Here is an 18,624-nt window from a genome sequence, read left to right on the forward strand (position 1 = left end):
GGAAATATGTCACTTCCATCAGAGCTGGCGTCGATATTTCGGATCAGACAAAAGTCATATAAAATGGTGCTAATCCTTTCGATGATAAAAGAGTATAAAGAAACCCTAAGTAAGCCATTATCGCTACTTAAGGTTGCTGAGCACTTCTTATACTATTACCGAAATGCTCATGACAATGGCCTGAATACGGATTCTCCTCCTAGTGGGGTAGCTTTAAGTTGGAATGATTTTACCGTAACCCAGACCAAGACATTACTTAGAACCCCTATTGATGCCCTCTCCTCTATCTTAGATAGTTCATCTGAGACCATTAGCTTTAAATCCGAGATTTGGAATACTTTAGATACTCAAACGTTTGAAGAATTAGAGAACTATGCCGCAACTGAGTTGAATAACTATAACGCTCAAATAGCCACAAACTCATCCCAAGGGTTTTCACTTCGAGAAGCGTTATATCAGGTGCTAAATCAATATGCGCAAGCAAAAACGGAGATATTCGCTAACCATTCACTTGGAACATTGGTTAGACAGTCGATACCTGAATATATAAAATCTTTACCCTACATTGATCAAGACTACAAAGTACAAGGCTCAATAGGCCAGGGGAATTGGGCGACGATTCCGTGGATAGCTATTCTAGATAAGAGAAACACGGCAACGACTCAGCAAGGTGAATACGTAGTGTACTTATTCGCCGAGGATATGAGCTCGGTCTATTTGACTTTGAATCAGGGTGTGACTGTACCAATAAAAGAAAAGGGGAAGCGAGAGGGTTACCGCTACTTGGAACAGAAGGTAGCGGCGATGAGGGAGCAATTACCATTAGAAGGCTTATACCAAGATACCCTTATACAACTGACATCAAGTGGGATCGGGCGTGATTATCAAGTCTCTACAGTAGCCTATATAAAATATAATCGTGAACACTTACCTGATGAGGACCAATTGCTATCTGATTTACAGAATGTAATGGAAAACTACAAGCAGTATGTTGCGGGTGCGACAGAGGGTGATCCAACAACGCTACCAATATTTAAATACACAATGGCCTATCTATACTATGGGCAGGGAATTATCAATTACTTAGGAACTCACAACTCTCGTTCAATACCCTTAACTGAATTAATCGCTAATCAATCCATCGTCCTTAAATCCGGTGAGGATGCTAAGCATCCCAAAGAAAGAATTCAGCAAGTAGCTAGAGCACTTCAGGAGCTTGGGCAGCTTACCCACGAGAATGGTAATTACTCTTTAACGACTCAAGGGACAACCTATTACCATACAATGAATGCTAGCATTTGGAAGTTAAGCATGGAGCAAAGCCGAATTCTCAGGAAGCATCTAGCAGTGGGTCGAGAGAGTAGTGGCACTAACTTAGTAAATGTTATTAATCTAGCAATTTCACTGGCACAGGAATTAGATACATTTACTTTTAATCCATTTAAAGATGTATTTATCTCAGGCATGGGGATGGAAGAAGAGTGGAGTGAGGTTACTCAAGACAACAGATCTCGTTTCATGCTTAACTGGCTTGAGGAACTAGGATATATCGTAAAAAGGGATGATAAATATAGATTCCAAGCAGAAGAGGAGGTAGAGCCTATGGACACGTTAACGGTATCGGAGAGAATCACAGCCATTAAAACTTATATACGAAGTCAGGGCTTCTACTACCCTCATGCGTTGATTGAGAATTTGTATTTATCTTTCAAAACCAAACCCTTTGTGATTCTTGCTGGCGTATCCGGAACCGGAAAAACAAAGCTGATTAAACTATTTGCCGAGGCATTGGGTGCAACGAAAGACAATAATCAGTTCTCGCTCATCCCGGTCCGTCCGGATTGGAGTGATCCCTCGGATCTTCTTGGCTATAAGGATTTAACAGGTGCTTTTCGTCCAGGACGGTTGTCAGAAGTTCTCGTCGAGGCCTCGAAAGAAAGCAATCGGCACAAGCCGTATTTTATCTGCTTAGATGAAATGAATTTGGCTAGGGTGGAGCATTACTTCAGTGATCTTCTCAGTGTTATTGAGACACAGGAATGGAAGAACGACCGAATTGTGACCCATCCGCTAATTCAGGATAATTCGCTCTTAACCGATGATCAGTCCATATACGGAAACTTGAGTCTTACTGACAATGTGTATTTGTTGGGTACAGTTAATATGGATGAAACGACACATCCATTCAGTAAGAAAGTATTAGACCGTGCTAATACGATTGAATTTAATTTCATTAATCTTGAGCAATACCCTGAAGAGTTGAACAATATAGCAGAAGTTCGTGCACTGCAAGCTCCTAACTCATTCCTACGAAGTGAATATTTGCAGTTAGTGAATGTGTATAAGGAAGATAGAGAACTAATTGAGACCACAACGAAAAAACTTGTAAGAGTAAATGGAATCTTGGAGCAGATCCATTCTCAGGTAGGATTTCGGATTAGAGATGCCGTTTGCTTCTACATGGCTTATAATAAACGATTTCAATTGATGAGTGACGACGACGCGTTCGACCTACAATTATTGCAGAAAATACTTCCTCGCGTTCAAGGTAGTAGCTCCTCTGTTAAGCGTGTGCTATTACAACTTATGCAAGAGGCATTAGGTAGAGGGATCTCAATTGGTGATTATATGGATGATGCATCGGAATTATATAAGAAGTGGGTCATAAGCGATTCAACAGAAACAGCGAGGCATCCGCAAAGCGCTCGAAAAATCGCCTTCATGATATGGAGGTTAGAAGAAGATGGATTTACTTCCTATTGGCTCTCTTAATCAAAATGTCGAGCTTCTACGTATTGAGACGAAATTATTTAACTTGTACATCCAAGGGAAGCCATTTCATTCAACAGTAGAAGCTTTGCAATTGCATAGATCAGAAGATCAACAGCTTGTTGAGGCGCAGTTACAAGTTAGTACCTTTTCTTCTAATCTAATGGTCGAAAGAATATTTGCTTTTAACCCAAAGACAAGACGGCTTGAAGATTGGAGTGCAGGACAATCGAGTTGGCCTATTTTCTTCGAAACGCAAGCTTATGAAATTGTCGTCGAGAAAAAGCAGGAGTGCGCAATTTCCTTCTTCCATGAGAACATACACCTAAGGCAGGCAGTTAAACCGCTGGGCAAGATGATTCTCTCGGGAATTCTGAACTTTCAGAATGAGGTAGGACTCACTGAGCTTGAGCTGCGATTGAACGGACAAGCTATTCTGCAGATTCAGCTTGAGATCTTTCCGTCGAAAATGGACTATAAAGAAGATTATCAGATGATCCTAAGCGATGTTAATCAGCAAATCTATAATTTGTCTTTCGATTTCCTGCGTAAAACCTATAATCTAACCGGACTTAGAGAAACCAAAAATCAAAGCTTAACGGAGTACTTCACCATACTTCAACACATATTCCGTCAATTGGTTCATGCTGTAGAGCGAATAAATCAATCTCCTCATAGCAAGCATCAAGTGCAGAATCGCATTGTAGAAGCAGCGAGGGTGAAGAAAACGGGGATAGAGAATGTTTCTTTTTTGTCCAAGCACCCTAACTTGCTAATACCTGACAGTAAACTTGGATTTATTCCATTGCACGGTAATCGCTATTATCCAAGCCGTGCATTGGAAGCAAAACGATATGTAAATTATGATACCAACGAGAACCGGTTTGTTTGCTGGGTTCTAGTTCGTATTTCTAAAAAGTTAAATGAATTGCGTGTCCGCCTAGCTGCAAAGGAAAATCGTAAGGACCCGATTTTGGCTAAAAAAATAAACGAGATGCAGACGCAACTACAGAGATTATTGAAGTTAGATTTCTTGAATGTGGGACAAATGCGGCAGTTCTCTGTCTCACTGGTATTGCAAATGGCGCCTGGCTATCGTGAGGTCTATCGTAATTATCTCATGCTAATGAAAGGCTTATCTATTCAAAGCGATCTGTTCCGATTATCCATGAAGGATCTTGCGAAACTGTATGAATATTGGTGCTTTCTCAAGATTCATGATTTGTTAAGTCGGAAATATGAGCTGATCGAGCAAGATATTATTAAGGTCGATCGAACGGGTATATTTGTGAAGCTTGATGAAACACAGAAAGCTAAAATAGTTTACAAAAATCCCGGGAATGGTGAAATCTTTACTCTGTATTACAATGCTTTACCCAAAGGCGAGCAAACACCTACATTAAAACAAAAGCCTGATAACGTGCTTACGTTAAAGAAGAATGATTCGTCAGCGGAGTATAAATATATTTTCGATGCTAAATATCGTATCGATCCTGCGTATGAAGGTACACCTTATCACAGAGTCTATAAACTTCCAGGTCCTGTTGAGTCTGATATAAACACCATGCATCGTTACCGAGATGCAATCGTATATGCTGAAGGAAACGGACGGGAATTAGAACGTAGCATGTTTGGAGCCTACGTTCTTTTTCCTTATCACAATGAAGAACAGTTTCGGGATCATCGATTTTTTCGAAGTATTGAGCTAATTAATGTGGGGGCTTTTCCATTTTTGCCGAATTCTACGAAGTTAATGGAAGCTTTCTTAGATGAAATCATTATGGATAGTCCAGAAAAGGCTTACGAGCGCTCAACTCGCCCACGAGGGACTAAAGACTACTATCAGAACAAGTTTGCAGGTAAAAATGTATTGGTGGGTTCGTTGAGAGATGTGTCGCAACTTGAGGATGCTCTTAGATATGGTTATTATCATGTCCCGCTTGAGAATATAACTGATCATAAATTGCTGACACAGTTAGAGTACGTGGCTCTCTATCAGTCTAAGAAGAAATTCGAATCAAGTGGAGAGTTGGGCATTCACTGGTACGGCAGAATTACCGATTGGAAAGTGCTTCGTCGTAAGGAAATAACAGAACGACCTGCAAGACGAGGGACGGAAGAAAACCTGTATGTGAAGTTTTCTGTGGGGGAATGGCAGCGTCGGCCGATGCCTATAGTTTCAGGCGGACGAGGGATTTACACGTTGCTATATACGTCTAAATATATGTTTGATCGAGCGCTGGAGATCTCAGAACTTAGGTTGGAAACTGAGAAAGACTTGGCGACTTGGCGCGAGCAGCGACGATTGGGGCTTGTATCAGTGGTGTTGGACCATGATCAAGTGGATCTTGCGAGTTCCGTCGTGGATATACAATTAAAAGAATGAAGATCTGACATCGATGAGTTTTTAATTGATGTAATTAATAAGAGCCACTATGTGTAACTCATGCTTACTAGTGATCGCTGTCATCACTTTCAATAAAATCAATGATATCTCGAATATCGCTGATGCCAAGAGCATCGGCGATTTTTTCGATATGGGCGAAATTTATGTTAGCGCGCTTTCCGTTTGCAAGTTCGCTCAAAGCAGCATGGCGCACATCTGATAAGCGGGACAGTTCCCTCAATGAAATTCCGCGCTGCTTAATTAAATCAGATATTTTAACGATTACTTTCTTGGACATACGAATCACTCCAACTCGACATTGACTATACGCAAAAACGTACCATATAATGAATTATTCCCTGGTACGCAATTGCGTAACGACAATTCAAAAATTTAGGAGTGATATCATGAACGAGTGGATTAAGGAAGTCATCATAGAGAGATACGAGGCGTTATCGGAAAAGGCCGAGAGTAAGAGTGAGTTAATGGCATTAAAAGATCAAGCAGCTGCATATGAGAAAATATTGATTGGGCAGCTATCAGATGACACTCAAGAAGTTATGAGCCAATGGATGGAACTGCACGACCAGATGATCTCACTCCAAAAACAATGGCTTTACGTTAAAGGGGTTCAAGATGGACTACAGTTATTGATTTTTCTACTGTTTAACGAAGAGATGTTTGAGTCATGATAAGAGCAAATTAGGAGTGATCTTCTGTGTTTATTGACCTCATAATGAATAACCCAGATGGAATACATATTGCACTTATCGTTTTCGTCATGCTGATGGCTGTATTAATATCTCTAGAAATCCGTCATAGAAGAAGGCACAAGGAAAAGAATAATTAATCATGAAAACCCTGTCCTCACGCGGACAGGGTTCTGCTATGCCTAGGCATTCATTACGCATAAAGTGAACGGAACTCCGTCGGGCTGTGACCGGATTCCTTGCGGAAAAACTTCGTAAAATGGTTCGTGTCCACGAACCCGGTCCGTTCGGCGATTTCCTTAACGCTTAGGGAAGTGGTCGTGAGCAGTAACTTCGCGCGCTCAGCTCGTTTTCTATTGACGTATTTGGCAGGTGGAATTCCGAAATGTTTTCTGAAGTAAGCAATGAAGTAGTTCGGATGAAGATGGAGGGCGGCAGCCATCTCGTCGATGCTCATGGAAGTGTGAAGGTGGTTTTCCACGTAATCATGAATGACGGTTAACCTGTCCATCTCCTCGCTTCGGTGCTTAAGTATGCGAACCGGCACTTGCCCGAGGTAACGCGATATAATTTCGAGCATGATCGATTTCTCTTGAAGAACGGAGACAAGGGAATGGGACCCGTGGAGGGCTGTTAATTGTGCGAACAACTCTGTCATTCGTTCCGTATCCTCGACGTCGATGAAGAACGGCACGCCGATCCACTGGAACAGGTCGAAAGGGCCGGCCGTGACGGTAAAATGGCACCAATATTTAAGAAAAGGCTTTCGATCGGTTACGGTAGAATACGATTGCTTCACATAAGCAGGCATGAGGCAAAGCTGGCCCGGCTTGGGGTGAAACTCTTTGTCGCCAATCTTCAGCCAACCTTCGCCTTCTTCAATAAAATAAAGCTTATTGTACTCCGGAGTGTAGTCCAAGTCTTCCCAATACTCATTGCATTGCGTGCGATGTGCGGACGTCACGTTAATTTGTAAATTTTGCAGCAGATCGGCCAGAGCATGTTCTTCGTTTTTCATCGCGATTTTCCTCCGCCTTGATGCTTAATTTTGTACCCGCATCTCTTAGGATCATCCATGTCCCCAAGCCGGACCCCGACTTATAATCGAAGTATCCAACAGGGGGAGGTATTTGTAAAATGAATCGAACACAACCGCTGCTCTTAACCGACGACCAGATGAAAGCATTTATTCGGGATGGGGTCCTGCTGCTCAAGACCGATTTCCCGCAAGCTTTTCACGACCGGCTGCTCGAGCAATTAAATGAAGTCTATCAAGAAGAAGGCAACCCGGGCAACAATATATTGCCGCGTATTCGCGAGTTGCAGAAAGTATTCGATCACCCCGTCATCACGGGAGCGTTAACTAGCGTGCTAGGACCTAATTACTTGATGCATACGCACCGCCATGGTCATTATAACGCGGCGCCGACTCCAGGGGAATGGCATAAAGACAGTTATTGGGGATACGGACGTATTCGCAGCCATCATTCCTGGTGGGCGATGGTCATGTATTTTCCGCAAGATACCCCGATTAAGCTAGGACCGACGGGAGTCATGCCAGGCACGCAATACTATGATACTCGTACTTTCGCCAAAGATAATCCGGAAGGGGAAGTGACGGCGAGCGGGGAAGCGGGCACTTTCGCTCTCATCCATTACGATATATGGCACCGGTCAACGGCTAATATTCTGGGTACGCCCCGTTACATGCTTAAGTTTGAATTTATGAGGACGCAAGCGCCTGAAAAGCCTTCTTGGAACAACGCGGATACCAAGTGGTCCTCTCCTGAGAAAAGCAATTCCAGCATCGTTAGCCAACCCGTTCTGTGGGAAGAGAACTGGAACTGGATGTCCGGCCGGATTGGCAGCCTATCGGATTCCAAGCCGGATGATGCCGATACGATTAAGCAGCTTTCCCTGCAATTCGAGGAGAAAGGCGAGCCTGCAGCGCTGAATGCGGCATACGAGCTGTCGAGCAGAGGAGCCGGGGGAACGGAAGCGTTGCTGAAATTGCTTCGTCACGACAATGTACGCGTATCGCGGATGGCGGCATACGGATTGTCCGTGTCCGGTCAACGTGCCATTCAGGGACTGATTGTAGCCCTTTACGATGAGCGGGATGAAACGGTTAATAACGCGGTTTTCGCGTTAGGTGAATTAAGAGGGCTAGCAGCCCCGGCCGTGCCGAAAATCGTAAATCTGCTAAGCACGCGAGGAGAACGGGTACGCAGCACGGTTGCGGAAACGCTGGGGTTGATCGCAGAGCCAGTGAATGAGACGGTTGACGGATTAATTAAATGTTTGCGCGATACGGATGAGCAAGTTCGATTTACGGCAGCCCTATCGCTGCTTCGGATGGGACCTGCGGCGAAAGCGGCTGTGCCGGAGCTTGAGAAAGCGCTTGATGACGAGAATCGCTATGTACGCGGGCATTCGGCCGAAGCACTCCGCGCCATCGACACGGAGGAAGCTCGGGAAATCCTAATGAAAGAGCTGTTTAACTTGCGTTGGTGTTCGACGACGACGAAGGCAAACACATTCTAAGGAGGACGAGACCGTGTCGCATGAGGTGGAATTGGGAGCGGATGCGCTGGTCATGGATGAAAGAGACCATGTCGCCACAGCTCTTCGAGATATAGAAGCAGGGGCTGTCGTTCAATATCGGGTCGGCGGCATTTTTCAACAAGTGAAGCTTCTTGATGACGTTCCTTTCGGACATAAGTTCGCTATCTCCGCAATAGAGTCGGGGCAGAATGTGCGCAAATACGGGGAGACGATAGGCAGGTCGACTCTCTTCATTGAAGCGGGACGGCACGTACATGTGCACAATATTGAAGGCATTCGCGGCCGGGGCGATACTGCGGGAAGGAAGACGACCGAGTGAACACATTCATGGGGTATGAGAGACCGAACGGCGATGTTGGCATACGCAATCATTTGTTAATCATTCCGACCGTTATATGCTCCAATCAAGTATGCAATCGGATCATGCAGATGGTTCCGGGAACGATCTCTATTCCGCATCAGCACGGCTGCAGTCAGATTGGCGCGGATAAGGAACGGACTTTCGAAGTGTTGGCGGGAACGGGCCGGAACCCGAACGTGGGCGGCGTTATCATTATCAGCCTGGGGTGCGAGGTAGTTGATCCAGCTGCACTAGCCGAGGCAATCAAGCTTACGGGGAAACCGGTGGAAGTGTTCGACATCCAGTCGATCGGCGGCTCGGTCAAAGCGATTACGCATGGAGCGGAGCTGGCGAGAAAGATGCTGTCTGAGCTGGCCAAGCAGGACAAAGTCGCCATTCCTATGGAGAAGCTGAAGGTAGCGGTGAAATGCGGCGGCTCGGACGCCACTTCGGGGCTTGCTTCCAATCCGGCGCTTGGCCAAGCGGCGAACTCGGTCATCTCGCAGGGCGGAACGATCGTCATCGGCGAAACGACGGAAATTATCGGCGCGGAACATATTCTTGCTGAGCGATGCGCGGATTCGCAGACGGAAGAGAAGCTTTATTCCATTGTCGATCGCTTCGAGAAGGAAGTGGAACGGATGGGCGCGGACATGAGAGGCGGCAACCCGAGTCCCGGCAACATCGCCGGAGGTCTCTCGACGATCGAGGAGAAATCGCTTGGCTGCATAAGCAAATGCGGCACCGCTCCGATTAAGGGAGTTATCGAATATGCCGAGACGATTCCGGAAGGCGGACTTTACTTCATGGACTCGCCCGGCAACGATATCGAATGCGTATCCGGCATGGCCGCGGGCGGCGTCCACATCGTCTGCTTCACGACAGGAAGGGGAACACCTACGGGCGCGGCTGTCGTACCCGTTATCAAGATTACGGGTAACGGTCGTACCTTCGAGAAGATGGAAGACAACATGGACGTGGACGTCAGCGGTATGTTGGACGGTTCGCTCAGCCTGGAGCTGGCAGGAGAGAGGATCTGGCAAGAGATTACGGACGTCGCCGATGGAAAATGGACGAAAGCGGAAGTATTGGGCCATCAGGAGTTCAGTATTAACCGAATCGGGCCGAGTTTATAGGATTTCCGCATAACCTGAGCGTCGGTAGGCTTACATTCCGTAACAGAATAGCAAAAGAGCAAAGGCTTATCGCTTTTGCTCTTTTGCTATTCTGTGGCAATTCCGCCATGGTTGATATTGTTAAAGGCGAGTATTCTCTTGAAGGCATTGCTCAACTTCTCCGAGAACATAGCATAGAGAAGTCGAATTGAAGCGCGTGAAAGGTGAATAGCCCTCTTGGTCCGGTCTGTGATCACGACTAAGGTCTAAGTTAAAGTTAGACCTGGGTGTATTTCGGGGGAATCATCCTTTCCCTATACTCAAGCTATAGGAGCATGAGTATAAGGGAGATGGCGAGACGGATGAGTAAGTACTTGAAAGAGTTTTGGTTCGATAAAAGAATCCTGTTTCTTGCGTGCGCCAGTATTTTCTACGCCGCTATTGTAATCGGGACACCCTACAGTAAGTGGATGTGGACGGCTCTCGTTGGAGGAATCGCATTATTCTTTGTCGCTGAGTATTTTATTCACCGATTCGCCTTGCATGGTTTTATTTCCTCCGTTATGCCGAATGCGCACAAAGGTCACGAAGAACATCATAATCATCCTAATAACAATGAATTCTTGCTTACGCCCAATGCGTATAATGTGCCTGTTCATTTCGCATTATCGGTTTTGTTTATCATCCTCTTCCAGAGTTATCATCTGGGATTCGCGGTCATGCTGGGCTTTGGCGCTTATCAGTTATTTTATGAGTGGACCCATTTCGTTTCGCACCGACCGATTATTCCTTGGACACCGTGGGGCAAATGGATGAAAAAGCATCATCTTCTTCATCACTACAAGGACGAGGCCCACTATTTCGGCGTAACCCACCCTGCTTTCGACATGCTGCTCGGTACCGACCATTCACTTGTTAATGTAGACGGCAAGAAGAAAGCTGAGCTGTAGGGGAAGATTTGGTAATTTGATGTTTGCACCAATTGGGGACGAAACTGGATTATTCGTCTTTGCTGGGCTGGAGGGGAGAAGTGTGATCGTTTCTGTGGACACTGCAAGTATCGAACTGAGTTGCCGATAACAAAATTATGTATAATAAGGGGACGCCCCTTTACTCAAAGGAGTGAACCGATGTATTCTCAATATATTTTACTAGCCGTTATCATGATGATCATCATCGGCCGATTGATTGGGACGAACATTAGCTTCATGAAACAAGTCATGGCTTCGCTGTTCAGCGTCGTCGTGACGTCTTCCGTGTACTGGTACACATACTTGCGTTATCACAACACGGATAGCTTCGGAGCCGACGGATGGTTATGGCTGCTCAGCATGGTCATCGTCTCCCTGCTCTTCTATCTCTTGTTCGAGATGTTCGATCCGATCCCTCTCGGCGAACGGGGCGAGCGTCTCTCCGATACGAGAAATCCGATCAGAAGGCTGTCTGCCTGGTGGCGAAGACAGCGAAGATACGTCCAAGTGCTGATGATCGCGATCAGGAACGGCTTAGGCAAAAATCTGGCCATCAAACGATCGCCGGCTTCAGATCAAAAGCTGGCCGTATCGCTTCGCAGGATGCTGGAGGACTGCGGCGGTTTCTTTATCAAATTCGGTCAGGTGTTGTCGACGCGCTCAGATCTATTGCCACCGGCGATCATCGAAGAGCTATCGAACTTGCAGGAAAACGTCTCCCGCTTGACGACAGCGCAGGTGGAGGAAATATTGGCCAAGGAACTGCGACGGCCTAAGGACGAGATGTTCCTCGAATTCGAAATGGAACCGCTCGCCGCGGCTTCGATCGGACAAGTCCATCGTGCTACGCTGCGCGAGGGCGGGAAGAAGGTCGTCGTCAAGCTGCTCCGTCCGGATATTGTCTCCACGCTGCAGCGAGATTTGGATATTCTGGTCCGCTTCGCGGCTTGGGCATCAAAAAAATCTGCCTGGGCCAGAAATATCGGCTTCCTCGATTTGGCAAAAGGATTCTCCGCGGCGGTGAAGGAAGAGACCGATTTTCGCATCGAAGCCCGCAATTTCGCACAAGTGACGGCTTCTCTGGCCAATAGCCGGACAAAGGTGAAGATCCCCCACGTCTACCGAGAGCTCAGCAACGCGAAAATTCTCGTCATCGAGTATATGGAGGGCGTAAGCGTAAAGGGCGGTACGGCTATTCTGGATGAACGCGGTATTGATCGCCTGGAGGTACAACGGCGAATCTTTGATTGCATACTGGAGCAAATCTTCTTCAAGGGCATTTTTCATGCCGACCCTCATCCCGGCAACGTCTATATTTTGAAAGACGGAACCCCCGCGCTGCTGGATTTCGGTTCGGTGGGACGGCTCGGAACGCTGCAGCAGGATTCGCTGAAGAGGCTACTCGTCGGATTAGAACAGCGCAACACTTATGTTATCATGGATGCGCTGTTGCAACTGGTCGAGCCGAAGCAGGAAATTGATAAGGAAGGTCTGGAGCAAGCGCTCAGCCAACTGCTGGTTCAGACAGCTTATGACGCGACTGGAAGCTCGGATGCGTTCATACAGGGACTGTTTCGCATGATTGGGGAGTTCGGATTTTCGTTCTACCCGAATGTCGCGGGCGCGTTTCGCTCGCTGATTACACTTGAGGGCACTATGATGCAATTGAATCCTTCGTTTAGCCTAATGGACGAATCCCGCCGCTTCGCCAGGGAGCACACAGCGGAATTCATCCCTATCAGTGAATACACCAATCTGAGGAAAACGGCGACGAACGAATTGTTGGAGATGCTCCCCGTCATTCGCAGACTGCCGCGGCGACTTGATCATCTTGGGTCGATGCTGGAGAAGGGCGAGATTTCCGTTAAGGTCGGCTTTTTCTCCGACAAGGCCAACGCCTCATTCGTGACGAAATGGATTTCACAAGCTTTACTTGCTTTCGTCGGGACGGCGTTCGGAGGCATCTCCATCGGACTGCTTAGTTTGAACGGCCATTACGCTTGGGACGAGTTTAATATCGTGGCCGTTTTCGGATACGCCGGCATATTGATCAGCGCGGTCCTGCTCATCCGGGTCGCAATCCATGCGGTGCGGAATTTGAAGTAAATAAAGGAGTAGCGACTGTGTCCACTGTTAAGGTAACGGAGAACGATATCTCAATAAAACAGCGGTAGTCTAGGACTTTATTTTCTCGTCCATGGCTACCGCTGTTCCTTTTATTGGGGTCAGTCTAAAACTTATTTAAGGACGCAGCCGCGACTGGATGACAGACGGGCAGCCCCGCAAGCTCGGATTCACGCAATCGGAATAAACATCGAAGCTATATCTGGTGGGGCTGTCCCATATGGTCAGATTGACCTGAGGGACTGCTTTTTATTTTAACATCATGTTCAATCACGTCGCTGTTTGGACTTATAGCTCAAGTACAACCTGTATTTTCTGCAGTCATTTTTGCTTGAAATCAGGATAGTCGCCTATCAACCTGCATTTGCTACATGTGTTCTGCCCAATTCAACTAGAAACACTCAATCTTATCAAAAACACCTGTACTTTTTGCAGGTTATTGGCTAATTCTGAGATGCTCTGCGAGAGCCACCTGTACTTTTTGCAGGTGGTCACAGATTGTAGGTAATAAACCTAGTGTGGCTGTCCCAATAGTCAATTTTGGATTTAAGCCAAAATAAAGCCTCCATCCTCACTTTAATTGGACAGCCCTTCTTCTATTCATCGCGGCCGGCTAGGAGGTACCACAAATAGTTAGTACTATGCGCGAGGCGCCGCTTCAAGGATAATTAGGTCATACTTATAACCTTTATCTGCGAGGTGCGCCATGAATCCAGTCTATATAACAAGCATCGGAAAATTTCTTCCCGGATCGCCGATCGGCAACGACGAGATTGAAGATTACCTCGGTCGAGTAGGCGGCAAAGGCTCGAAGTCGAAACGTCGCATTCTCGAGCAAAATCAAATTCGTTATCGGCATTATGCCATCGACAAGGAACAGAAGAGCCTATACACGAATGCGGAGATGGCCTCACTCGCCATTCATGACGCGCTTGAACGGAATGCCGAAGCGCTTGATGACCGAATCGGATTTCTCGCCGCAGCCACGACGCAGGGCGATCTCCTCGTCCCCGGCTTCGCCAGTATGGTCCATGCCGAAACTCGGTTGCCCGTCATGGAAATAGCTACCCATCACGGCGTCTGCGCCAGCGGAATGCATGCGCTCAAAAATGCCTATCTCCACGTTCAATCCGGCGAGCACAGAAATGCAGTCTCATGCGCCAGCGAATTCCCGAGCCGCGCCTTCAAGCATACCCGCTTCGAAGCGCAAGCCGCTTACGTTGACAGTCCAGTGCCATTCGATACCGATTTTCTCCGATTTATGCTCTCGGATGGGGCGGGTGCGGCCGTGTTGCAGCATAAGCCTTCAACAACAGGCCTGTCGCTGCGCATCGAATGGATCGACAACCAATCCTACGCGAACAAATACGATGTCTGCATGTATGCGGGATTAAATAAGGAGAATGACGATTTAGCCTCATGGCTCGATTATCAATCCATCCATGAAGCGGCGGATGACGGAGCGGTTAACCTGAAGCAAGACATCCGGCTCGTTAATGAAATGCCGAAGGTGGGGGTTAATCGTTTCTTCGAGCTTGTGGAGGAAGGTCGGATTAATCCTGCGGCGATCGATTGGATGGTATGCCATTATTCGTCTCATTTCTTCCGCGACGAAATCTTCCGGCTGCTGCAGCTTGGCGGACTGACGATTCCCGAGGAGAAATGGTTTACGAATCTATACACGAAGGGCAATACAGGCGCAGCTTCGATCTACATTATGCTAGAGGAGTTGCTGAACGAAGGTCATCTCAAGCCGGGTGAACAGGTGCTGTGCATGGTTCCGGAAAGCGGCAGATTCCAAACCTCCTATATGCTGCTGACCGTCGTCGGTTCAACATCTTCCGAGGAACAAGGCGCAGTCGACATATTTAAGGAGCGTCAGCCGGAAGCGCCTCATCTTGAATATAATCCAACCGATTCCGTGCAGGAGCACCTCGTGCGGCAGCTTGTTCAGGTATGGATCGATTTCGAACAGAAGCTAGCTCAAGTCCCGATTATTCACAAGCTTTACCGCAATAAATTCACGCTCGACGATTATAAAGCGCTTATGGAAAATATTCGGCAGCAGGTCATCGACGGCTCGCAGTGGATTGCCCGTGCGGCTTCGTATATCGCGATCGAGCATATCGAGCTTCGCTCGGCGTTCATTGCCCATGCGCGCGACGAGCACCGGGACTTTCAAATCTTAGAGCGCAATTACGTTGCCGTTGGCGGCGACCTGGCTACGATCCAATCCGGAGTGAAGAATATAGGCAGCGAGGCGCTGTCTGCCTACTTGTTCCAACGGGCAAGCCATGACAATCCGTACGATTTAATCGGCGCGATGTGGATTATCGAAGGGCTTGGCTGCAGAATGGCGCGTTATTGGGGCGAGATGATTCGCGATCAACTGGCGCTGAGCGACGATCAGGTATCCTTCCTGATGTATCATAGCGACTCGGATGAGAAGCATTTCGAGCGGCTGGAAATGGTCGTTCAGCATCCGATGCTCACGGCAGAAATTGCGGCAACAATCGTAAAAACGGCAAAAACGACGGCGCGTCTGTATCTTCTACAGTTAGAGGAGCTGGGTAACGTATGAGCGAAGCGGATTTTTTCAAAAACATGCCGCACGACAAGAACGATCCGAATCCGTTCCTAGCTATCTATCTGGATCAGAGCATTCCGTTTAACGAGGAGGCGAAAGCCGCCTACCTCAGGGATTGCTCGAGCAAGTCACGGCAATTTCTGCTCCCTTTGCTAAGGCCATTCGCGCGGCTGATGATTATTTTGCTGCAACTTTACAAAATCGTCGTACCCAAAGCCTTTACTTCATCCAAGCTGCTGCACCGCGTATTGTATTGGGGGATGAAGACGTTCGTCAGTCCAAGCGCAAACTATATGATTCTAAGGCATTTCTATCTCGGCTCCGAGGTGCTGCAATTTATCCGCGACAATGTGCCCGGCGTGCAAATTACGATGAATCCGTTGAAGCCGACGAGCCTTGAACCCGTTAAGGATGATCTATTCCTCATTCATGATCTGAATCTATATAATTTCGTCATCAATCTCAATCGCGAGCTGCGCGACAAGAATATAGAGGTGACCAAGCAGGATAGGCTCAATTTCGATGCGATTACCTCTACACCGCTTCCGATTGAGCCGATGCCGCGGCGGTGGTCCAATTTCCTTGACCTAACGACGGCAATCGAATGCTTCACGCCCGTCTATCAAATGTTTCTTACCGATAACGACTTCTGGCGTGCGACCAATTCCCTGCAATTGGATGAAACGATCGGCATCCTTGCTTCCAAGATTATCGGTAGCAATGATCGGCTCGCGTTGATTAACAACAAGCATCCGATGGTTCCGCTGACGACGTTGAAAGCTGGATTTCGCCTTGTGCTGCACGGCCTTGCCACGGAGCAACTTCACGCCTTGCTCGTAGAGTTGAAGCATAAGCAGCAGCTGCAGTTCGCTTAATTCGCCGTGCAACAATGAATGCAGCTTTCACTGCACCAATATAGGGTCAGACACGTACAATAACCTATTCTCGGAAAAATGCGACAATGGGGGGAAAACGGTGATCCTGATCTCGAACGGCGATGCAGAGCAAATAAGCAAGTTACCGCTCTCGCAATTTGAAAAGGATATTGTGCAAAATAAGTGGAAAAGCTCGGTAGTCTATCAATATGATTCCCTTGATGCCTTGGAATTCGAGTTGACAATGAGAACAAGTATCGTGAAGAGCGCCAATGCTTTAAATTCCAGCGCTGTAACCTTTGACACGTTCGAAAATTCCCGGTGCAATGAGCGATTATGGTCTCGCACGGATAATGGGGGGTTCCAACTGAGGAGCGGCGTTCTGCCTTCCGATGGAATCAGCGATATTTTTCAAAACGGACGCTACTATGCCTTTGAATGTTCAACCGCAATCGTGATTGTCCTGTACAAGGCGATACTCGATGTTATCCATAAGGAAACATTTAATAACTACTTTAAGGATTTGTACTTAAGGGATTGGAATTCCGACAGCGACTTGCGGTTAATCTCGACTTATAATAACCAGGAAGCTTATCCGGGAGATGTTCTTTATTTCAAGAATCCGGACCATGACCCGGAAAAGCCGGAATGGCAGGGGGAGAATACCTTCAAGCTTGCCGATGACCTTTATTACGGACATGGTATTGGGAGAGCGACGTCGGAGAAAATGATTTCTTCTCTCAATGAAATAAGAATACCAGGGAGCACGACGTCGGCATACCTCTCGGAACTAGTCATGCACCCGGATTTTGAACATCTTCGAAAGCTGTCTCCAAGGGAGAGTCGTCTTGTTGTACAAAACAAGCATATAGAAAACCCTATTGTCGCCAGTATAGGTACCAAAACTTACATTCTGTAAATAAATGCCCGAAGGTCATAACCTTCGCCTCTAGCGCCCGAGCAAGGCGCTTTTATTTTTACATATGCAGGAAATAAGTCGAATTTTATCGAAAATAACGGGGAGGAAAACTTTAACTAATAAGATGAGGTGCATCGCCATAAATCAGAATCCAGCAGATGATACTATTTCAACGACAATGGGCTCGATAACCTCGACGTATGGGGCTTCTATTTTTTTCAGGCGATGGGCTGCAACGGTTATTGACTTCCTGATATGGGCGGGTCTCATTGGATTGATAGCAGCTAGCGAGGAGTTTGGAGACGATTATTTAACGTTAGCGATGTTAGGTTGGATTGTCGGTTTCGTATCTTATTACCTGCTGCTTGAAGGCTTGACCGGATATACGCTGGGAAAATTCGTCCTTCGTATTCAAGCGGTGAATGAGACGGGCGGAGTACCCGGCTTCGTCAAGTCGTTAATACGTACAGTATTGCGACTGGTGGATACGAACCCTCTATTAATTGGAGGGCTTCCGGCAGGAATATGTGTATTGGTTACACCGAAGAAACAGAGGCTTGGCGATATGGTGGCGAAGACTTATGTCGTGAAGGTTCGGGACTTAGTTACCGCTAGCAGAAGCAAAACGATTATTCTGGCAGTCGTATTTTCTATCCTTGCTTGCGTGTCGGTTGTTTCTGCTGTGTCGGGCATATCCGCTCTAATACGTGAAAGTAACAAGAGCGAAGTTTATATAAGTAAAGACAAGCAATTTCAAATTACAGCCCCATCAAGTTGGAGCAACGATTCAGATCTTCATCAAGACGCGGATATTTCCATATCAAATCGGTATGCGGAAAAATATTTTATTGTATTATCGGAATCTAAACAGGGTTTTGACGATGGGACGACTCTTGCAGATTACGAGAAAATCGTTGAGGAACACTTTGTCGCTGAGATGGGTCATAAGGAATTCGTCATGGATCCTCATCATACGGAGATTAACGGCAATCCTGCTATCCAATTTTCATTTCATATTACAGTGGATGAATTTCCGGCTACGTATCTTGTAACCGTAGTTGAAACTCAATCACACTTTCACCAGCTATTAGCATGGACGCTCAAAGATAAGTACTCTAGCCTGCAGGTAGAGCTAAGCAATATAACTGTGAGTTTCCGAGAAGCGGTGGGTAATGAGAGTAATAGTGGTGGTGGCAGTGTAAGTGCATGAAATTTTCCTAAATCAACCATGTACATTTTTATTTAATAAAGCAAGCAAGAACT

14 protein-coding genes are annotated in these 18,624 nt (G+C 46.8%); 12 read left to right on the forward strand and 2 right to left on the reverse strand.

Going from position 1 to position 18,624, the window contains the following annotated elements; all coding sequences use genetic code 11:
* The first annotated feature begins 6 nt into the window (after positions 1-6).
* Both K7P76_RS00215 and K7P76_RS00220 read left to right on the forward strand, forming a co-directional pair.
* Positions 7-2,772, forward strand: coding sequence for an MrcB family domain-containing protein (locus K7P76_RS00215; RefSeq protein WP_232182056.1), 2,766 nt, complete (start codon positions 7-9; stop codon positions 2,770-2,772).
* Positions 2,744-5,155: a restriction endonuclease-like protein gene (locus tag K7P76_RS00220; protein WP_232182057.1), complete on the forward strand. Its 2,412-nt coding sequence runs from the start codon at positions 2,744-2,746 to the stop codon at positions 5,153-5,155. The genes K7P76_RS00215 and K7P76_RS00220 overlap by 29 nt, the downstream gene beginning before the upstream one ends.
* A gap of 67 nt (positions 5,156-5,222) precedes the next feature.
* Here the strand turns inward: K7P76_RS00220 and K7P76_RS00225 are convergent, their stop codons facing one another.
* Entirely contained in the window at positions 5,223-5,453 is a 231-nt protein-coding gene (locus tag K7P76_RS00225) for a helix-turn-helix domain-containing protein (protein WP_232182058.1), read from the reverse strand.
* A gap of 109 nt (positions 5,454-5,562) precedes the next feature.
* On the opposite strand from K7P76_RS00225, the gene K7P76_RS00230 reads away from it, so the two are divergent.
* Positions 5,563-5,847 (forward strand): DUF6809 family protein, encoded by a 285-nt coding sequence (locus K7P76_RS00230; protein WP_232182059.1) that lies wholly within the window; start codon positions 5,563-5,565, stop codon positions 5,845-5,847.
* A gap of 211 nt (positions 5,848-6,058) precedes the next feature.
* Here the strand turns inward: K7P76_RS00230 and K7P76_RS00235 are convergent, their stop codons facing one another.
* Positions 6,059-6,883, reverse strand: a complete 825-nt coding sequence (locus tag K7P76_RS00235) for a helix-turn-helix domain-containing protein (RefSeq protein WP_232182060.1) — start codon at positions 6,881-6,883, stop codon at positions 6,059-6,061.
* A gap of 119 nt (positions 6,884-7,002) precedes the next feature.
* On the opposite strand from K7P76_RS00235, the gene K7P76_RS00240 reads away from it, so the two are divergent.
* From K7P76_RS00240 to K7P76_RS00280, 9 genes are all read left to right on the forward strand, one after another.
* Positions 7,003-8,409 carry a HEAT repeat domain-containing protein gene (locus tag K7P76_RS00240; protein ID WP_232182061.1) on the forward strand — a complete coding sequence of 469 codons (1,407 nt, stop codon included), beginning with the start codon at positions 7,003-7,005 and terminating at the stop codon, positions 8,407-8,409.
* 13 nt (positions 8,410-8,422) lie between these two features.
* On the forward strand, positions 8,423-8,749 hold the full coding sequence (locus tag K7P76_RS00245; protein ID WP_232182062.1) for a UxaA family hydrolase: 327 nt from the start codon (positions 8,423-8,425) through the stop codon (positions 8,747-8,749).
* Complete coding sequence (locus K7P76_RS00250) at positions 8,746-9,906, forward strand: UxaA family hydrolase (protein ID WP_232182063.1); 1,161 nt, start codon at positions 8,746-8,748, stop codon at positions 9,904-9,906. Before K7P76_RS00245 ends, K7P76_RS00250 begins: the two co-directional genes overlap by 4 nt.
* Before the next feature lie 341 nt (positions 9,907-10,247).
* Entirely contained in the window at positions 10,248-10,835 is a 588-nt protein-coding gene (locus K7P76_RS00255; protein ID WP_232182064.1) for a sterol desaturase family protein, read from the forward strand.
* 180 nt (positions 10,836-11,015) lie between these two features.
* The gene (locus K7P76_RS00260; RefSeq protein WP_232182065.1) at positions 11,016-12,962 is read left to right on the forward strand and encodes an ABC1 kinase family protein; all 1,947 of its coding nucleotides are present in this window, start codon (positions 11,016-11,018) and stop codon (positions 12,960-12,962) included.
* A gap of 724 nt (positions 12,963-13,686) precedes the next feature.
* Entirely contained in the window at positions 13,687-15,561 is a 1,875-nt protein-coding gene (locus K7P76_RS00265; protein ID WP_232182066.1) for a beta-ketoacyl-ACP synthase III, read from the forward strand.
* The gene (locus K7P76_RS00270) at positions 15,558-16,442 is read left to right on the forward strand and encodes a DUF6999 family protein (RefSeq protein ID WP_232182067.1); all 885 of its coding nucleotides are present in this window, start codon (positions 15,558-15,560) and stop codon (positions 16,440-16,442) included. Before K7P76_RS00265 ends, K7P76_RS00270 begins: the two co-directional genes overlap by 4 nt.
* 100 nt (positions 16,443-16,542) lie before the next feature.
* Positions 16,543-17,361 (forward strand): spore coat transglutaminase TGL, encoded by an 819-nt coding sequence (tgl, locus tag K7P76_RS00275; RefSeq protein WP_232182068.1) that lies wholly within the window; start codon positions 16,543-16,545, stop codon positions 17,359-17,361.
* 178 nt (positions 17,362-17,539) lie between these two features.
* The gene (locus K7P76_RS00280) at positions 17,540-18,571 is read left to right on the forward strand and encodes an RDD family protein (protein WP_255677817.1); all 1,032 of its coding nucleotides are present in this window, start codon (positions 17,540-17,542) and stop codon (positions 18,569-18,571) included.
* Positions 18,572-18,624 lie beyond the last annotated feature (53 nt).

Source organism: Cohnella silvisoli, assembly GCF_021190915.1.
Classification (GTDB): domain Bacteria; phylum Bacillota; class Bacilli; order Paenibacillales; family Paenibacillaceae; genus Cohnella; species Cohnella silvisoli.

Excerpts from the sequence above, each read along its gene's own strand:
- K7P76_RS00215 (WP_232182056.1), top strand. The coding sequence starts at position 7 with ATGTCACTTCCATCAGAGCTGGCGTCGATATTTCGGATCAGACAAAAG.
- K7P76_RS00220 (WP_232182057.1), top strand. The coding sequence starts at position 2,744 with ATGGATTTACTTCCTATTGGCTCTCTTAATCAAAATGTCGAGCTTCTA.
- K7P76_RS00225 (WP_232182058.1), bottom strand. The coding sequence starts at position 5,453 with ATGTCCAAGAAAGTAATCGTTAAAATATCTGATTTAATTAAGCAGCGC.
- K7P76_RS00230 (WP_232182059.1), top strand. The coding sequence starts at position 5,563 with ATGAACGAGTGGATTAAGGAAGTCATCATAGAGAGATACGAGGCGTTA.
- K7P76_RS00235 (WP_232182060.1), bottom strand. The coding sequence starts at position 6,883 with ATGAAAAACGAAGAACATGCTCTGGCCGATCTGCTGCAAAATTTACAA.
- K7P76_RS00240 (WP_232182061.1), top strand. The coding sequence starts at position 7,003 with ATGAATCGAACACAACCGCTGCTCTTAACCGACGACCAGATGAAAGCA.
- K7P76_RS00255 (WP_232182064.1), top strand. The coding sequence starts at position 10,248 with ATGAGTAAGTACTTGAAAGAGTTTTGGTTCGATAAAAGAATCCTGTTT.
- K7P76_RS00260 (WP_232182065.1), top strand. The coding sequence starts at position 11,016 with ATGTATTCTCAATATATTTTACTAGCCGTTATCATGATGATCATCATC.
- K7P76_RS00265 (WP_232182066.1), top strand. The coding sequence starts at position 13,687 with ATGAATCCAGTCTATATAACAAGCATCGGAAAATTTCTTCCCGGATCG.
- K7P76_RS00270 (WP_232182067.1), top strand. The coding sequence starts at position 15,558 with ATGAGCGAAGCGGATTTTTTCAAAAACATGCCGCACGACAAGAACGAT.
- K7P76_RS00280 (WP_255677817.1), top strand. The coding sequence starts at position 17,540 with ATGGGCTCGATAACCTCGACGTATGGGGCTTCTATTTTTTTCAGGCGA.